At 32.7% G+C, this 17,729-nt stretch carries 11 protein-coding genes; all 11 read right to left on the bottom strand.

Going from position 1 to position 17,729, the window contains the following annotated elements; translation table 11 throughout:
* Nucleotides 1-8: 8 nt before the first annotated feature.
* The 11 genes from BXQ17_RS07035 to BXQ17_RS06985 all read right to left on the bottom strand — a co-directional run bounded on the left by BXQ17_RS07035 (nt 9) and on the right by BXQ17_RS06985 (nt 17,726).
* Nucleotides 9-2,978: a TonB-dependent receptor gene (locus tag BXQ17_RS07035; protein WP_077809932.1), complete on the bottom strand. Its 2,970-nt coding sequence runs from the start codon at nt 2,976-2,978 to the stop codon at nt 9-11.
* Nucleotides 2,979-3,155: 177 nt separating this feature from the next.
* The gene (locus BXQ17_RS07030) at nt 3,156-6,971 is read right to left on the bottom strand and encodes a two-component regulator propeller domain-containing protein (protein WP_077809931.1); all 3,816 of its coding nucleotides are present in this window, start codon (nt 6,969-6,971) and stop codon (nt 3,156-3,158) included.
* A gap of 213 nt (nt 6,972-7,184) precedes the next feature.
* A complete protein-coding gene (locus BXQ17_RS07025) occupies nt 7,185-8,000 on the bottom strand; it encodes a purine-nucleoside phosphorylase (protein WP_077809930.1) in 816 nt (271 codons plus the stop codon).
* A gap of 20 nt (nt 8,001-8,020) precedes the next feature.
* Entirely contained in the window at nt 8,021-8,629 is a 609-nt protein-coding gene (locus BXQ17_RS07020) for a TIGR04282 family arsenosugar biosynthesis glycosyltransferase (protein WP_077809929.1), read from the bottom strand.
* Nucleotides 8,630-8,642: 13 nt separating this feature from the next.
* Nucleotides 8,643-9,137 (bottom strand): rhodanese-like domain-containing protein, encoded by a 495-nt coding sequence (locus BXQ17_RS07015; protein ID WP_077809928.1) that lies wholly within the window; start codon nt 9,135-9,137, stop codon nt 8,643-8,645.
* Between the two features lie 70 nt (nt 9,138-9,207).
* Nucleotides 9,208-10,176 carry an arsenosugar biosynthesis arsenite methyltransferase ArsM gene (gene arsM / locus BXQ17_RS07010; protein WP_077809927.1) on the bottom strand — a complete coding sequence of 323 codons (969 nt, stop codon included), beginning with the start codon at nt 10,174-10,176 and terminating at the stop codon, nt 9,208-9,210.
* A 16-nt stretch (nt 10,177-10,192) separates the two neighbouring features.
* Entirely contained in the window at nt 10,193-11,020 is an 828-nt protein-coding gene (locus tag BXQ17_RS07005) for a metallophosphoesterase (RefSeq protein WP_077809926.1), read from the bottom strand.
* The gene (locus BXQ17_RS07000; RefSeq protein ID WP_077809925.1) at nt 11,005-12,339 is read right to left on the bottom strand and encodes a sodium:solute symporter; all 1,335 of its coding nucleotides are present in this window, start codon (nt 12,337-12,339) and stop codon (nt 11,005-11,007) included. The genes BXQ17_RS07005 and BXQ17_RS07000 overlap by 16 nt, the downstream gene beginning before the upstream one ends.
* 3 nt (nt 12,340-12,342) lie before the next feature.
* On the bottom strand, nt 12,343-13,782 hold the full coding sequence (locus tag BXQ17_RS06995; protein WP_077809924.1) for a SusD/RagB family nutrient-binding outer membrane lipoprotein: 1,440 nt from the start codon (nt 13,780-13,782) through the stop codon (nt 12,343-12,345).
* 10 nt (nt 13,783-13,792) lie between these two features.
* Complete coding sequence (locus BXQ17_RS06990; protein ID WP_077809923.1) at nt 13,793-16,987, bottom strand: SusC/RagA family TonB-linked outer membrane protein; 3,195 nt, start codon at nt 16,985-16,987, stop codon at nt 13,793-13,795.
* Nucleotides 16,988-17,042: 55 nt separating this feature from the next.
* The gene (locus BXQ17_RS06985; protein WP_077809922.1) at nt 17,043-17,726 is read right to left on the bottom strand and encodes a DUF2064 domain-containing protein; all 684 of its coding nucleotides are present in this window, start codon (nt 17,724-17,726) and stop codon (nt 17,043-17,045) included.
* Between the last annotated feature and the right edge of the window lie 3 nt (nt 17,727-17,729).

The raw sequence follows: 17,729 nt of genomic DNA, 5'->3' as shown, positions 1-17,729 counted from the left end.
TTTTTTAATTAAAATTCTACGTTTAAGCTTAAAAGAATTGTTTTACTCTTTGGGTAACTAAAGTAATCGATACCAAAAGTTTGGATACCACCTAAAGGACTACCTGTATTAATTTCTGGGTCGAAACCGCTATAATCTGTTATTACAAATAGATTTTGACCTGTAACTGATAAGCGTAAATTTTTAATGCTTTCGCCAAAACCGATACTTTCTGGTGATAAATTATACCCAATTGTTGCATTGTTTAATCTTAAGAAACTACCATTTTCTAAATACCTTGTAGAAACTAGGTTAGAGTTTGTTGCAGCTTCGTTTAAAAACTCGATAGCTCTGTTTGTAGTGTTAAAAGAGTTGGCTAGGTTTCCTTTATTAAAAGAAGACATGGCTACATGGTTGTATATTTTGTTTCCGCCAGCACCATTAAAATTAAAACCTAAATCGAAGTTTTTGTAAGTAAAGTTTAAGTAAAAAGCATATACATAATCTGGTAGGGCATTACCAACTACAGTTCTGTCATCATCTAAAATTTCACCATCATTATTTGTGTCTCTAAATTGATTTAGACCATCTGCACCAATGCCTGTAAACTCTTGCATGTAAAAAGCACCAATAGATTCGCCATTTAAAACGCCGTTAATAGTAGCACCCGTTTGTCCTGCACCTCTTGCAGCCCCTGTAGTTAAAATTTTGTAAGGAGAGTTGTTTACTGTATTTTTTGTAAAAGAAATATTACCTCCAAAATTATAAGAAAAACGATCGTTTACATAGTCTTTATAATCTAAAGCGATTTCTACACCATTGTTTTCGATTTCCATATTCGGAATGTTGGTCCAGTAGGTAGAAACAGGAACAATAGGATCTGTAGGAGCAACTTCTAATAAGATGTTGTCTGTAACTTTATTAAAATAATCGATAGTACCTGTTAATTTGTAGTTAAGTAAACTAAAGTCTAAACCAATGTTGGTTTGTGTAGCAACTTCCCATTGAATATTTGGATTTGCCAAACGTGTAAAAATAGAACCGTAAGGGTATCCACTTAAATCTGTAGCACTACTATCTAAAGGGTATGTGTCGTTATTTGAGTTGCTTTCTGTATAACTTGCTTTGGTAATTTTAGATGGTATTTCTTGACTACCCGTTTGTCCCCAACTAGCTCTTAATTTTAAGTTGTTAATTGTAGTTGAATTCGCCAAAAAGTTTTCATTGCTAATATTCCAACCCAATGCAACAGAAGGAAAATATCCATATCTATTATTCTTACCAAATTTAGAAGAACCATCTGCACGCATTGTCGCTGTTACTAAGTATTTATCGTCGTAGGTATAATTAAGTCTTCCGAAGAAAGATTGTAACTCGTTTTTAGTTGCAAAAGCCGATTGCGTTGTTTGTTGATTTGCAGTTTCTAATTGATATCTTGGTTCTACACCATTGTCTGGAAAACCTTCTAAGAAAAATTGTTTTTGACTAACTTCTGTTTGCTGGTAAGTATGACCTGCTAAAAATGTAAAACTACTTTTATCACCATACAAATTGTAAGTTAGTGTGTTTTCTACAAGTGTATTACTATTTTTTGTAGTCGCCGTATTTACACTACCCAATGTTGTGTTGGTTTCTGTAGCATATGGTAAGTTTTGCACATCTCTTTCTGTGATAGAGTAGTCTACACCCATGTTTAACTTATAAGTTAACCCTTTTGTGATTTTATAAGAAGGTGCAATGTTTGCTAGAATACGATTGTTATTTGTATAGTCTCCGTAAAGAGATTCTGCAATAAATGGGTTTAAAATATCGTTGCTTAAATTTCCTTTTAACGTACCGTTTTCATAAGGTGTATCTGTAGGGTTTAAACTTAGCATATTACCAACAACAGCATTGGCATTTGGTCTTGTATTGTCTAATTTAGTAGCTGTTAGGTTAAAGGTTACGTTAAATTTATCGTTCATTGCTTTTTGTGATAAATTTAAACGACCAGAATAACGTTTTAAATTACTGTTTCTTAAGATTCCTTCTTGGTCATCTAAACCAATAGAAGCAGCGTAAGAAGAATTTTCTGTACCACCACTCATAGAAAAGTTAATGTTATTAGAAATGGCAGCTCTTGTAAGTTCTTTTTGCCAATCTGTGGCACCACCGCCATCTGCCAAAGTACCGTTTACGGCATTTACATTGGTTCTAAACTCATCAGCAGTAAAAACAGCTATTTTATTTGCAATAGTAGCAAAACCACTAGAAAGTGTTAGGTTTATTTTAGTTTTACCTTTCTTACCTTTTTTAGTAGTAATTACAATAACACCATTTGCAGCTCTAGAACCATAAATTGCTGCAGAAGATGCATCTTTTAAAACTTCTATACTTTCGATGTCTTGAGGATTGATAAAGTTTAATGGGTTAGAAGCAACACCATTATTGGTGTTGTCTAGAGCAAAACCATCTACAATGTAAAGAGGTGTTGTACCAGATCTTAAACTACCAACCCCTCTAATAATTACATCTTGTGTTGCACCTGGTTCACCACTATTAGATGATACATTTACACCGGCAACTTTACCTTGTAATAATTGCCCCGCATTGGCAACAACCCCTTTGTTAAAGTTTTCGCTTTTTACAGAAGATATTGCACCAGTAACGTCTGATCTTTTTTGAGAACCGTAACCAACAATTACAATTTCGTCTAAAGAACTAGAACTTTCTTTTAAAGTTACCTTTAAAACTTGATTGCCGATAAACGCTACTTCTTTTGTTTCATACCCTAAAGAAGAAAATACTAAAGTACCCGTTTGATTGTTTAGAGATAATTTAAAATTTCCGTCAAAATCTGTAGCAGTTCCTTTACTGTTATTTCCTTTAACAGTAATAGATACATTTGGTATGGGGAGGTTGTCTGTGTTGGAAACTACACTCCCTGTTACCTTTACTTGTGCACCGGTATATGCTATACACCCAAAGACAAGAATTAATAATAAGTAAAAATTTTTCATTTAAATTGTGTTTTTAGTTTTGATAAATGTAGTTGGGCAAAATGCCCGATAGGGGTATTATTGTTTCTAAGAGGGGTATAAATTGTTCAAATTGGTATAAAAAAGAAACAGATTGGGTGTAGTTTTGTTACAGTAACAATTCTCTAACATTTAGAAAATCCTACAGTAACAATACATTTAACAAAACTGTTGTTTAAATTCTTTAGGGCTTTTACCATAATGCTTCTTAAAAGCTTTTGCAAAATATTTGGGATCGTTATAACCGCACTCAAAACTTATTTCGGATATATTTAGTTTTTGCGTTTTTAACAACGCTTCTGCTTTTTGAAGTCTTAAAGACATGATTACATCTGAGGGCGATTGTTTTAAACGCTCTTTAAATAAACGATAACATTTTACCCTAGAGATATCTAAGGTATCTACCAACATTTCTACATTAAAAGTTGGATTGTGAATTTCACTTTTTATAATATGTAAACTCTTTTTTAAGAGCTTGTCATTTGCTGTTTGTAATTGTTCTTTATCCGTTAAAATATCAAATATTTGTTGTTGAAATTTATGGTCTAATGGTGCATTGCTTTTTGTGTTTATTAAAGAGGCTATTTTTTTTTGTACAAACGAGGTACTTGCTGGTAGTTGAATGATAGTATCGATACCAAACTCAACAGACTGTTCTCTTAATTGTGTATTAAAATCTTCGGATATGTAGATAAGCGGAATTTTTCTGTTTTTAATTTCATCAGAATTTTTAAGAAAGTACAAGAGTTCTTTAGAAAAAGCAACGTCATATAATACAATGCTATGTATTGTAAGTTGTTTTGTAGCTGCATTTAAATTACTAGCGGTATTTTCGAAAATTAAATTATAGTTGTTTTCTAATACGATTTGATTTGCAGCACTGGTGTTTTCTTTATCACAAAAAACCAATACATTTTTTTTGTCTGAAGCGAGGTTGTCTTGTTCGTTAAAATGTTTCCAAGAGATGGTTTCTATTTGTGCATCTTTGGTATTAATTGGGGGTATGGGTATTTGTAATGATACTTTAAAAGAGCTTTCTAAGTTAAAGTTGTAAAATTCGCCATTTAAATCTTTTATTAAAGTTTGAAACGCTTTAAAATAAGGACTGTAATGCATTACACGATGCCAGTTATTTAAAAGTAAACTGCTGTTAGAGGTAATTTGTACATTAAAATTACCTGCTTTGTATTTAATTTGCAATTCTAATTGACTGCCTTTATCAGAATATTTTTGAATATCATTAAATAAATATTGAAGCATCAAACGAAAACGTAAAACATCTACTTCTACCCAATTTGGTGTTTTGTTAATGTGAAAACTAAAATCTACTTTGTGCTGTTGCAATGCGTTTTCTAGTTTGTTAACACTGTTTTTTACGATAGGTAATAAATCTACTACCGAGGTTTTTATTGCGCCAATATCTTTAATTTGACTTAAATAATTCCACTCAGAAATTACTGTAATTAGTTTGTTGGCTTGTGAAAGAATACTTTTTTTGTTTTCTGAATTTTCTGATAAATCACTTGCTTTTTTTATGATATTAGAAACAGGTTCTTGAAATTCTGATAGCACAAAGGTTTTAAATTTTTCGATTTCAAAATCTTCGTTCTTCAATTGATTGTGTAATTCTAATAGTTTTTCTTTTTGAAGCAGTATTTTTTTATTCTTTTCATCGAGTTTAGAGTTGATATCTTCTAAATCCTTTTTTTGATTTTCGATTACTTTGGTTCTTGCAATTATTTTTTCTTCTAATTTTTTCTGTTGTCTAATCGCAGCTTTATTTTTGATGTAAATAAACACAACGGCACTCATTAAAATGAGCGCAATTACTATTATAAAAAATAGAAAGGTTTGGTAAAAAGGTTTTTTAATTTCTAAATTAAAAAGTAGTTTTTGATTACTGTTTTTACCTTCTTTAACCAAAAAAGTATACTTACCAGGTACAAGGTTGCTGTAACTTATTTTGTTGTTAAGATTTAATAAAATCCATTCTTTGTCTTTGCCTTCTAATTTGTAATAAATATTTTTTTCTACTTTTATAGGAAATCGAATAGGAATCAAATCGATATCTATGTGGTTTTGATTGTGCGTTTTTACAATATTTTTTGTGTAGTTTTCATTATAATCTACCCATAATTTAAGGTTTACTTCTGTGTTATTAAATTGAATATTATCAGGATTAAAATAGTTAAGACCATTAATCCCTCCAAAATATAAATCGCCTTTCGCATCTTGATAATAAGCGCCTTCAGAAAACTCAGAAACCTGCCAACCACCCTTTGGGTAGAAAGGTTTTACAGAAAAATTAGTTTTATTAATAATTGCAATGCCTTTGGTTGTACTTATCCAAACATCATTTTTATTGGTTAAAATACCATATACAAGCTGACTTGGTAAACCTTCTTTTTCAGTAATATTTTTAATAATGCCTTTTTCCTTATCAAAAATGGTCAATCCGCCTAAAGTAGCTACCCAATAATACCCTGTTTTTAAATCTTTATAAACGGCATAGGTACTGTTGCTTAAGATTCCGTTTTTAGTAGTTATCGTTTGTAGTTCACCATTTTTTAAATCCAATAATTTTATATGGTTACTACCAGAAGTAACACTTTTATCTTCTTTATGAAAATTAGAAAGACCTTTTTTAGCAGGAATGGTTTGTAGTTTTTCTTTATGCACATCAAACAAGCGTAAACCATTATTTTCTGTAGCTAAGATTAACTCGTTGTCTATAAAACTTACATCTCTAACATGGTACTTTTCTAATAAATGTTGCCCTTTATAGCTTTCAAATTTATTTGAATTTAAATTAAATTTGGCAACACCACCCCAACATGCAATCCATAAGTGTTTGTTGGTGTCTTCGTAAATGCTATAATTTCTATTGTTAGGAAAATTAGCGGTTTTTGTAGCATCATATAAAGTGTATTCTCCGTTTTTCTTTATTCTGATAATTCCGGCATAAGTTCCTGCCCATATTGTACCATCAGTTGCTGTAAATAGTGTGCGTATGCGTTTCCAATCTGGTTGTTCTTTTGCTTCTTTAATTGCAAACTTTTTATAATTTTTACTATCAGCATTATAAGAATATAAGCCTTTGGTATAATAGCCCAACCAAAGTTTGCCATGAATATCTTTGGTAATTGCGCGTAGCGTTTCGTTTGGAATATTAGGAGTATCTATAGGATGTGGTGCTATAGAGAGAATTTTATCAGAATTAGTATAGGCCATACTTATACCACCATCTTTAGCACCTAACCAAATATTACCAAATACATCTTCATGCAAGGTTTCTATTTCGTTACTATTAAAACTGGTAAGCGAATAAGGATCTTTAAGATAGTTTTCTATATGGTATTTATTAGATTTATTTAGTTTGTTTCTTATGATAAACAAACCATTTTTACGTGTAGCATACCAAATATTACCTGTTTTGTCTTTTAAAACATCATTAATAACTAGGTTTGGATATTTAGTGAGTAAGATATTTTTTAATCTTACATTTTTATCGTTGGGTAAGTGTGTTGGTCTGTTTTTAAATTGGCCTTCAATAAATTCATAACAATTATTTTTGGTGTAGATAATGATGTTTTCATTATTCGAAATTGAAATGTCTATAGGTTTTTCTTTAAAAGAGTAATTTTTAAACTTTTTATTACCGATGTATCTGCTTATTTTAAAATCTTCGGTAAGTATCCAAATACGACCCTTTCCATCCTTTTTAATTTTAGCTATAAAATTACCTGCAATCGTATTTTTATCATCGATATCATTTTTAAAAATTTTAAAGCTGTAGCCGTCAAAATAGTTCAAACCATCCCAAGTAGCTACCCATAAACCACCATTATTGTCATTTTCGATATCTTTAACAGAATTGTTAGATAAGCCATTGTTAACAGAAAAGTTTTCGAATTTTACTTCTTGACCTAGGGTTTGTAATAAAATAAAAAAAGCAAAGAAAGTGACTCTAGTCATGTTGTAAATTTAAACTTACAAGCATATAACTATAAGATTGCTTAAATGTGAATAGTGTGTTAAGTAAAAGAAAAAAAGAGAGACTAATTGTTATTTAAAGTTGTTAAATTTTAAAGAATAAATAATATTTTATATAAGCAAAAAGAGAATATTTTTAGGTATGCCAAACGGCTCTCTAAAGATATTCTCTTTTTAGTATTCTAAAGGATGCGTTTATAATTCTTTAACCGCCTCTTTAAAAAGTGTAATCATTTTTGGTTCTGCTTTACCAGCAATAGCAATAATTTCTGCAATATCTACAGGTTGTAAATTCTTAGGATCACACTCGTCTGTTAATACAGAAATTGCAGCACATGGCAGGTTTAATTGTTTGGCAACAATTACCTCTGGCACAGTACTCATACCAACAGCATCGGCTTCTAAAATTTGCAACATTCTATATTCTGCCCTCGTTTCTAACTGTGGCCCAAGTACACTTGCATACATACCTTGATGTAATTGAATTTTATGTGCTTTTGCGATGTCTTTTATTTTTATATTGATTGCTTTTGAATACGGTTCTAGCATATCGGCAAAAATAGTACCAAAGGCATTTGCACCGTTAAAAGCTAATGGCGAACTGCCTTGAAGATTGATGTGGTCTTCTATCAACATTAAATCTCCTTTTTGATAATTTAGGTTAATAGCACCCGCAGCATTAGAAATTAATAGATTTTGAATGCCCAAACCGTGCATCGTTCTAATGCCGTAAGTTACTTCCCATGGCGTATAACCTTCGTATAAATGAAATCTACCCGCCATTACGATAACTTTTTTACCAGACAAATCACCATAAATTAATTTTCCAGAATGAAATTCTACGGTAGCTACCGGAAAGTTAGGGATGTCTGCATACGGAATTTCTTTTTCGATGGTAATTTCATCTACCAACTTACCCAAACCTGTACCTAAAACAATACCTGTAGTAGGCTTTGTAATACCTTTTGCTTTTAAAAAATCGATAGTTTCTTGTAATTGCTGTTGTTTCATAATTTTAGTTTGGTCTATTTTTATAATAAATGTTGAAAAGCAGGATGGTTTGCTATATCTTCATAAACATCTACATCATTCAATTCGTGTAACAAATGTACTTTTTTATCTTGTAAATCTTTTAAAGTTGCGGCTCTAACCGTTTCTGTGCCCCATTCTTTGTTTTGAAACACTTTTTCGTGTAAGCGATTCATCCCTAACAAATAATAACCACCATCTTCTGCCGGCCCAATAACTACATCATTAGTATCTAATTGATGAAAAGCATTGTCTACCGTTTCTGGTGTTAAATCGTACAGATCGCTACCAATAATTAAAACCTTGTCATAGCCTGCTGTAAAACCATTATGAAAAGCATTTTGCATTCGAATACCTAAATCTTCGCCAATTTGTTGGTGCTTTTGAAAAACATTAGCATCCCAAAGATCGTTTTCTCTAATTTTAACGGAATAGTACACCGCTTTGTCTGCGTTTACTTGGCTTGCAATGGTTCTTGTTCTATCTAATAGAAACTTGTAAATTTCTAAAGCTTTTTTGTCGCCAACCGTTTTTGCCAATCGTGTTTTTGCTTTCCCTAATTCTGGATTTCTAGTAAAAACAAGCAATAGGTTTTTATGATTTTTAGTCATCTTTTTTATGAGTTTATTCGTAAACTTTTGTGCCTTTATGCAACCACTTACCCCAGTTTTTACTGAAAACATGTACTTTTTCTGTGGGGTTGCCTAAGGTATCTACTACTTTAAAATTATTGTTTTTCCATTCGAAAATACCACCATATAAATTGTAAACATTGGTATAACCTTCTTGAATTAATTTGTGCGCAATGGTTTCTGAACGGATGCCTAAAGAACAATACACTACAATTTTAGCGTCTTTATCTTTGGGCAATTTTGTAAGTGTTTCTTCTAGTTGAAATTTATCGTATCCAACGTAAATGGCTTTTTTTAAGTGGCTTACCTCAAACTCTGCTTTTTCTCTAGCATCTAATAAAATAGCATCGGTTTTTGGCAATGCTAAGGTTTCTACCGACATATAAGGTACGTTTCTAGTATTCCATTTATTCAATAGTTTGTCTAGTTTTTTTTGTGCAAATGCAGTAGAACTGACTACTAAAAAAAGGATGCAAAGTTTTTTCATTATTTAAGGTTTTATATCATTTTAATGCGCTTAAAAATAGCAGCTAAAAGCTAATGGCTAAAAGTTTCAATTAACAACAACCACCACCATCGTAGTGATAGGTAGATTCTGAAAAGAAAATATCATCTCTACCCAATGCTTTTAAGGCAGCTGCAGTTTTATCGCAAATTGCCAACGGTTGATTTTTTAATAAAGTATGGCCAGCGCCATCGTCAAAAAAGTCTTCATCCCCATAATAAATGGCTGCTTTACCTGTAAAAATACATGGGCCATCTGCTGGCATTGGGTCTTTAATTGCGGCAACTTCTATCGATTCTATATAAATTAACTCTTCTGTTGGATAATTTTTAGGGTCTAAAATTCTATAGGGCTTTCTAGCTCTAATTTCAATGGTTCCAAAGCCAGCATCGGTTAAGGCTTTTACGTAATCTGCAATAGATAGACTCCCGCTTAAACATAAGGCACGTAAACGCTCATCATTACGTAGTTCGTCATTCATTTCTTGTTCGCAAGTAGGGTCGCTCATTACCAATTTACCATGCGGTTTTAATACTCGGTACATTTCTGCAATGGCTTTCTTTAAATCATCTGACTTAAAAATATTGAACAAACAGTTTTGTGCAGCAACATCAATAGAATTATCTTCTACAGGCAAATTCATGGCATCCCCTTTACGTAAATCTACAAACTCGCTTTTAAACCAATCGTTTTGAGCTTCTGCCTCTTTAAAGTTTTTACGAGAAGCTTCTAACATTTCATCTACAACATCTAAACCAATAACACCACCTTTGTTTCTATTAAAATACGCAAATTGTAGCAACTCCATACCACCACCAACGCCAACATATAGCATTTTTGGGTTGTTGGTTAAATCTCTAGCATGCACAGTAGAACCACAACCGTAGTTCATTTCTTGCATAATTCTTGGTATTTTTAAACCTGGTAATTCCCAAATAGGGTTGGTAGTGCAACACAAACCAACATCTGGTGTTAATGCTGCTTCTTTGTATACATTGTGTGTTGTTTCTAAATAGCTCATTTTTTCTTTTTTTATGTTATAATTGAATTCCGAATCCTTGTAAACCTGTTTCTATGGCAGGTAATATTTCTGTATTATCCCAAATACCTGTAACAATAGTTCTAGAGTATTCTTCTGGCAGCAAACCGTTTTGCATTAATTTGCTTGTTAATTTATAATTATAATTTAAAGTTTGATGTGTATAATTAAATTTTTCTTTAGCATCATCTATAATTACATACCAAACACTTGGGTTGCCATCATTTGCGGGCATACCAATTACACCCGGATTTAGCCATAGTTGCCCATTTTGTTGATCTTGAAATGGCAAACCACAATGGCCCGCAACAATTACATCGCTATTGGTAGCCGTAAAATTTGGTGCTTTTTTAGACCAATTGGTAGATTTAAATATAAATTCTGATACATTAAAATAAGAACCATGTACTACAGTTGCCTTTTTTGAAGCATACTCAAACTGAATTGTATTTGGCAAAGTTTTTAAAAATTCTAAAGAGTTGCTAGATAATTTGCTTTGTGCATACGGATACCAAAGTTGTGAAAAACCATCGCACCTAGAGCCTTCTCTAAAATCGCAACCACAATCTGCTGCATTTTCACGCAACTGAATTTCTACGTTGCCTACAATACTTTTTGCGCCCCACAATTTAAATAATTGTACCGTTTCTTCTGGTTGTGCGCAATAGCCAACAATATCACCAGTACATATGCAATTTTCTGGCGGAATGCCTTCTTTTTCGGCAATTTGTTTTAAGGCTTCTAAAGCTTGTAAATTGCTATAAACACCACCAAAAAGGAGTGTTTTACCAGATAATTTGCCTAAATTTTCTATTTTCTGATCCATGATGGTATAAAGTATAATAAAACACAACTTAAAATTCCCCAAACATTTACCCAAAGCAAATCGGCGTATTTTCCTGTTGTAAATATGAGTGCTTCTGGAAAAGCATTAAATAGTAGCAAGAAACCAAAGAGCAAACCACAAGATACGCTTAGGTAGTAACTAATTTTTGGAACTTGCGCTTTCCAATAAATAAAAATAGGTGTCAAACCAATAACCATTGTACCCGATATGGTGGTTGCAGATAAGATTTCTGCATTTAAAAAAACAGGAATCGTACCTAAAACGGCTACGGTAATCATCGTAATTCTTCCAAAAGAAACCGATTTTCCTAACTTTAAATCAATTGCTAAAAGTTTAGAAAAAGAAGAAAATGTAGAGTCTAAAGTTGAGGCTGCAGAGGTAATCATTATAAAATTGATTACTAATAACAAAACAATACCTAAGGCTTTACCTACTTCTACAGCTGCTTGCCCAGACATTCCTTTTGTCTGTGCATACACACCAATTAAACTGAATAAGACAATACAAATTGCACCTAAAATACTTGCCCATAAAAAACTTTTACGCGTTACTTTTGGTGATGAAATAAAACCTCTATCAGTTAAAACAGGGTCGTGAAACGGATAGCTAAACGATTGCAATAACGCGGCAAAAAAGAGGTTTAAACCCAATTCGAAACTCCATGTTCCAGAACTTATAATTTCTTTGGATGAAAAATCATCCGTAGTAAAGATTGTACCTAAAATAATTAGCAATAAAATAGAGAAAAGCACCATTTGAATAACATCTGTAAAGATAGAACTACTTAGACCACCTTTTAATGCATAGGCAAGAGTTAACACTGTAAATACAATAATTGCAGTAAAATAGGGTGTGCTACCTTGTGCGCCAAAATAGCTACCAATAACCATGGTATTGCTCCATACTTCATTAAAAAGTCGAAAAGCAATTAAAATCGAAAAGATGGCCATGGCTTTTTTACCAAATTTTGATATTAGAAATTGATGAATACTTGTAAACCCACCAACAGTTCTTAATTGATAAATAATAATACCAGCAATAGCAAAAGAAAGGTAATAACCTGCGTACGCAACGCCACCCACCAAACCAAAAGCCAAACCTAAGTTAGCTGCATTGGTAATGCTTTTCGCAAAAATCCATGAAATGATTAAACTACCTGTTAATACTACTGTATTTGGCGCTTTCTTTTTATGAACTGCTTTAAAAAATTGCGACGTTGTTTTTGCATACGGAGATAAAAAGAACAAGATAAGACTCGAACTAATGACCAACAACCATTGCCAATGTATTACATCCATACTTTATTCGTTCCACCAAACTTTAGCATCCAAACTATTACCGTTTGTAGCCGCTGCTGCTTTGTTATAATTTTCTGAATTTAAACTTGATGCTTCTGCAGGATATGGCATTCTAACCGGAATTAAACCTGCGTTTAAACTTGCAGAAACCTCTTTTAATGCAGGAAAACCAGTACGTCTATATTCTATCCAACCTTCGTAACCATTTATTAAGGATGCAATCCATTTTTGGGTGATTATTTGGTTTAATGGAGAAGTACCAACAGCATTGTAATTAGCGTTTGTTGCTAAATAAGTTGTAGGTAAAGTTGTGTTCCAAAACTCAAAAGCTTGCGTTACACCTGTATTGTACAATGTTTCTGCATCAGCATTGATAAATCCTTTTACGGCAGCTTCGGCTAATAAAAAGTTGGTTTCCCAAGCAGTCATAAAATTAGCATCTAAACCAGATGTATCTTCTCTAAAAGCAGTACCAGCCAAAGAATAATCTGACAGAGCAACCGATGTAGAAGATGCATCAATACCATTTATTAAACCTTTATACTCATTACCTGTGGCATTTGCAAAGGGTCTAAAAAAGGTGTTGATTCTGGTATCGTCTAAGTCCGTAAGAATTTCTTCCATCGTTTCAGAAAGTACAAAGTTGTTAAAATCTCCAACTCTTAATTGTGCCAATCTAAAACTGTTTGGTTCTGAATTTGTGAAATCGAAAACAGCATTTTCTGAATTTGATTGAATGTAATTACCGTTGTCGAACAAAGTTTGTAACTGCGTAGCAACATCAACTTTTGCAGAAATACGGATGAGGTATTTTATCTTTAAAGAGTTTGCAAACTGAATCCAGCGGTCTAAATTACCGTTGTATAGAATATCGCCTTCTAAAGGTATTGAACCTGTGTAATTATTTATTGCCGCAATTCCTTTATCAAGATTGTCTAAAATTCCGTTTTCATTCTGATAAATGTCTTCCTGTAAATCGTAAGCAGGTGTTACCGTTCCTTCGATTCCGTTGAAAGCCTCAAAATAAGGAACATCACCAAATAAATCGGTCAATCCTGCGGCCATATAGGCTTTTAATATTAAAGCAGGTCCTTCGTAAACAGCAAAGGCAGGTGTTTCTTTGGCTTGTTTTAATATGATTTCATTGTCGCGTAGATTGGTGTAAAAAATACTCCAAGGATTACCACCCAATTGCGGACTTTTTAAATCGTGTCTGTCAAACAAATTAAAATCTAAAGCTGTACGGTGTTGTGCTAATAAATCTCCAGCAACAAAGCCCTCGTAACTCATGTTTTCACCAAAGTTATACATCACTTGTCTTAAGAGTAAACTAGGTTGTACTGCAACAGGTGCATTTGGGTTGGTGTTTATTTCTTCAAAATCTGTGGTGCAACTTGCTAAGAATATCGCAAAAATTGCTAGTATGTATCTATATTTTTTCATGGTACTTTTCTTAAAAATTAAATCCTACTTTAAAACCGAAACTTCTACTTGTAGCATAACTCATGTCTTCTACACCGCTAACAAAGCCGTTGCCTTGTACTGCCAATTGTTCTGGATCGAAGTGCGGATTTTCTGTAATAACAAATAAGTTGTTACCGATAAAAGAAAAGTTTAGGGTAGAAGTGTCTTTTAAACCTAAAAAGCCTTCTGCTAAGTTTAATGTATAGCCAATAGAAAACTGACGGAGTTTTAAATAAGAAGCGTCGTACACATTGTTTTCTTCGTGATTTCTATCATAATATTGTCTGTAATAACTTTCTGCAGAAACAGCAACATTGTTTGGTTGGCCGGTATTTACATTAACACCTTGCGCTACAATACCTGCATCTGGTCTAAAAGAAGTTTCTGCCAATTGACCACCAACATTACCCAAAGCGCTAGTTCTAGACACAATTTCGCCACCTTGTCTCCAATCAAATAAGAAATTGGCATTCCAGTTTTTATATGCAAAACTATTGTTCCATCCCAAAGTAAAATCAGGATTGTAGTTTCCTAATTTTATCAATTCATTATTAGCAATATAACGGCCGTTATCATCAATTAAAAACGCTCCATTTTCATTTTTCTGATACCCTGTACCGTATAAATCACCCACTTGTCCGCCTTCTTCTACTTGAAACCAAACGGTTTGGTTGGCACTATTATAAATTCTACTATACGCCAATGTTAGTCTACCTTCGTCTTGCGGTAAATCTTTAATGGTAGATTTGTTTGTAGCAAAATTAAAAGTGGTATTCCATTTAAAATTGGCTGTTTTAATTGGTGTTCCTCCTAAAATAATTTCGATTCCTTTGGTGTTTACTTTTCCGCCATTAATTACCTGTTGGTTGTAACCAGAAGAAATGGCAATAGGTAAAGAAATAATTTGGTCTTTTGTGGTAGCGTTGTAATAGGTGAAATCAAAATTTAAACGATCTCTAAAAAAACGAATGTCTGCACCAATTTCATAAGACGTAGTTAATTCTGGCTTTAAGTTTGCATTTGGTATAAAATCTTGATTACTAAAAGTAGGTTGCCCATTAAAAGTAGTTTGCGACACAAATGCACCAGCTGTTTGGTACGGGTTGGTATCGTTACCAACCTGCGCAATACTTGCTCTTAATTTTGCAAACGAAATACTTTCTGGTAATTCTGTATAATTGGAAAGTATAAAACTAGAAGATACAGAAGGATAAAAGAAAGAAGTGCCATCTACAGAAAAAGGAGTTGCCAATGCACTAGACCAATCATTTCTACCTGTAATATCTAAGTATAAGAAGTTCTTATAACCAAATTTTGCTATACCGTATAACGAATTAATTCTCTTTTTAGAATCAAACTGAAACACCTCGATAGGAGATGCGGCATTGTTTAAACTAAATATACCAGGTTGTGCCAAATTGGTTGTTTGCGATTGTTTTGTTGATGCCGTTTGGTCTAATCTGTTACCACCCAAAGAAGCATCAAAAGTAAAATTACCAAAGGTGTTTTTGTAGTTTATTAAAAAATCGGTATTAATTTCTCGGTAAAAAACATCGTGTTCTGCATAGGCTCCGTTTTTAAAACGATTAGAACTAAAGTTACGTTTAAATTGTCTTTTTTCTGATGAGTAATCCATTCCAGAACGTAAAGAAACGCTTAAGTTCTCTGTAAAATTATGGTTGATGGCAACATTACCAAAAACACGATCTCTGTTAAAAGAATTGGTATTTTCTTTTAAAATAAAATACGGATTATCGAAATAGGTATAGTTAAAAGAATATTGTTGCACGCCTTCTAAACCTGGTTGCCAGTAGTTTTTTAAACTATTGATGTCTAAAGAACGAGGTCCCCAAGCAACTAAAGAATAATTTACGTTTTCACTACCATAACCGTTGGCTGGTCTATTATCGCTACTAGAATTTACATAATTTACACTACTCGTAATTGTTGTTTTTTCTGTTGGACGAAACGTCATTTTTAACGCTGCCGTTTTTCGTTCTAAATTTACACCAGGTATAATAGATTCGCTATCTAAATCGGTTAAAGATAGTCTGTAAGAGCCCGTATCAAAAGTATTGGTAATGGCAAAGTTATTTACTGTTGTAACACCCGTTTGATAAAAATCTTTTAAATTATCTGGGTTCGATTTAAATAAAGTAGGCGTTATATTTTCTGAAGAATACAGTGATGTATCTCCACCTCGCACAACAGTTCCGTCTTGTAAAGTTACAGGCGAATCGAACTGAGCTATAAAATTACCAGCATCTAATCGAGGGCCCCAAGAATAGGTAATTAAATCGTTAATACCACCACCTAAACCGTCTACATATTCAAAATTACCAGCGTTTCCTTGCCCATATTCATTTTGAAAATCTGGTAAACGAAAAGCATTATCAAAAGTAATAGAAGAGTTAATGCTTACGCCCAAACCTTTCTTTTTGCTACCATCTTTTGTCTTGATCACAATAACACCGTTAGAAGCTCTTGTACCATACAATGCTGCGGCACTTGGCCCTTTTAAAACGGTTACAGATGCTATGTCATCAGCATTTACTTCCATAGCACCATTTCCGAAATCTATTTCTTGGAATCCGGCAGCGGCTTCATTGGTAAAATTAAAAACAGTATTGTTGTTAATTGGCGTTCCGTCTACCACAAAAAGTGGGTTGTTGTTAGAAAAAGAAGCCTCACCACGAATGGTAATTTTAGAAGAAGAACCAACCCCTGTTGCACCTTGGGATACCGTAACACCTGCTAATTTACCAGATAAGTTGTCTAAAAAGTTAGGTGTTTTTACTTCGTTAATATCCTTAGATTTGATTTCTTGAACCACATAACCTAATTCTTTGGTTTGTCTGTTTACACCTAATGCAGTTACAACAACTTCATTTAAACTTGTTGCAAGTTCTTCTAAAGCTACATCAATTGCAGTGTTATTATTGATGGCTACTTTTTTAGTTTGGTAGCCTAAATAGCTAAATGTTAAAAATTGGGTGTTTTTAGAAATTGTTATGGTATAATTACCATTTAAATCTGAAGTTGTTCCGTTTGTATTTGTCGCTTTAATGCTAACGTATGGCAACACTTCGCCAGAACTTTTATCTGTAATAGTTCCTGTAATTTTTTGTTGTGCAAACCCAAGGCTTGTAACAAGCATAAGTAAACACATAGTAATGTATTTCATCGAGTGAATTTTTGTGTAAAATAAGGTTGATTTGTATTGTTAAACAATACGAAAATTATAAGTACGCAAAAAATAGGGGAGAACCCTTGTTGTAGTTTTTGGTAAACGAAGAAGTTTGATGAAATGAAAAATTGCTAAAAACAATAGGTTTGATTGCAATAATCTTTTTCTTTAAAAGTTTAAAAACATCTAAAGAAAGTGCTTTAAAACTTTCTAATATCGTTTTAACATCCTCTAGATTATCTATATCTATTAACAACTCTAAAAAAGAGATTTGTTCTTTTTTAATCGTCGAAATAGTATCTATAGATGCTTGTAATTTATTGGTTTGCCAGGGTAGTTTTAAAAAGATTTCTTTGTTAAAATGAGCCTTTTTAATTCCCATTAAATAAAAACCGCCATCTTTAGAAGGCCCTATAACAAGTTGTTTGTTTGTTAAAGATGTATTCGCATCTAATAAATGCTTTGTTTTTAAATGAGGTGTATCATTACCAATGGTAATAACATTATCAAACCCTTTTTTAAAAATTAAATCGATAGCATTGGTAAAACGTTCACCAAAAGAAGCTCCTGTTTGTTCTTTTTCTGAAATAACAAAATAAGGAAGTTTCGATTTTTTAGCCGTTTTTAAAGTCTGCTTGTTTAAAGCACTAAAAATTTCTGTAGAAAGAAACTCTTTTCTCTCTACTTCTTTAGCTGCTGAGTTTGCAAAAATTAATAAGGCGGTTTTTTGATTCATAGA

Source organism: Polaribacter sp. BM10 (assembly GCF_002005425.1).
Lineage (GTDB): Bacteria > Bacteroidota > Bacteroidia > Flavobacteriales > Flavobacteriaceae > Polaribacter > Polaribacter marinaquae.
The sequence above is the reverse complement of the archived record's forward strand: the minus strand, read 5'-3'. Positions and strand labels throughout refer to the sequence as shown.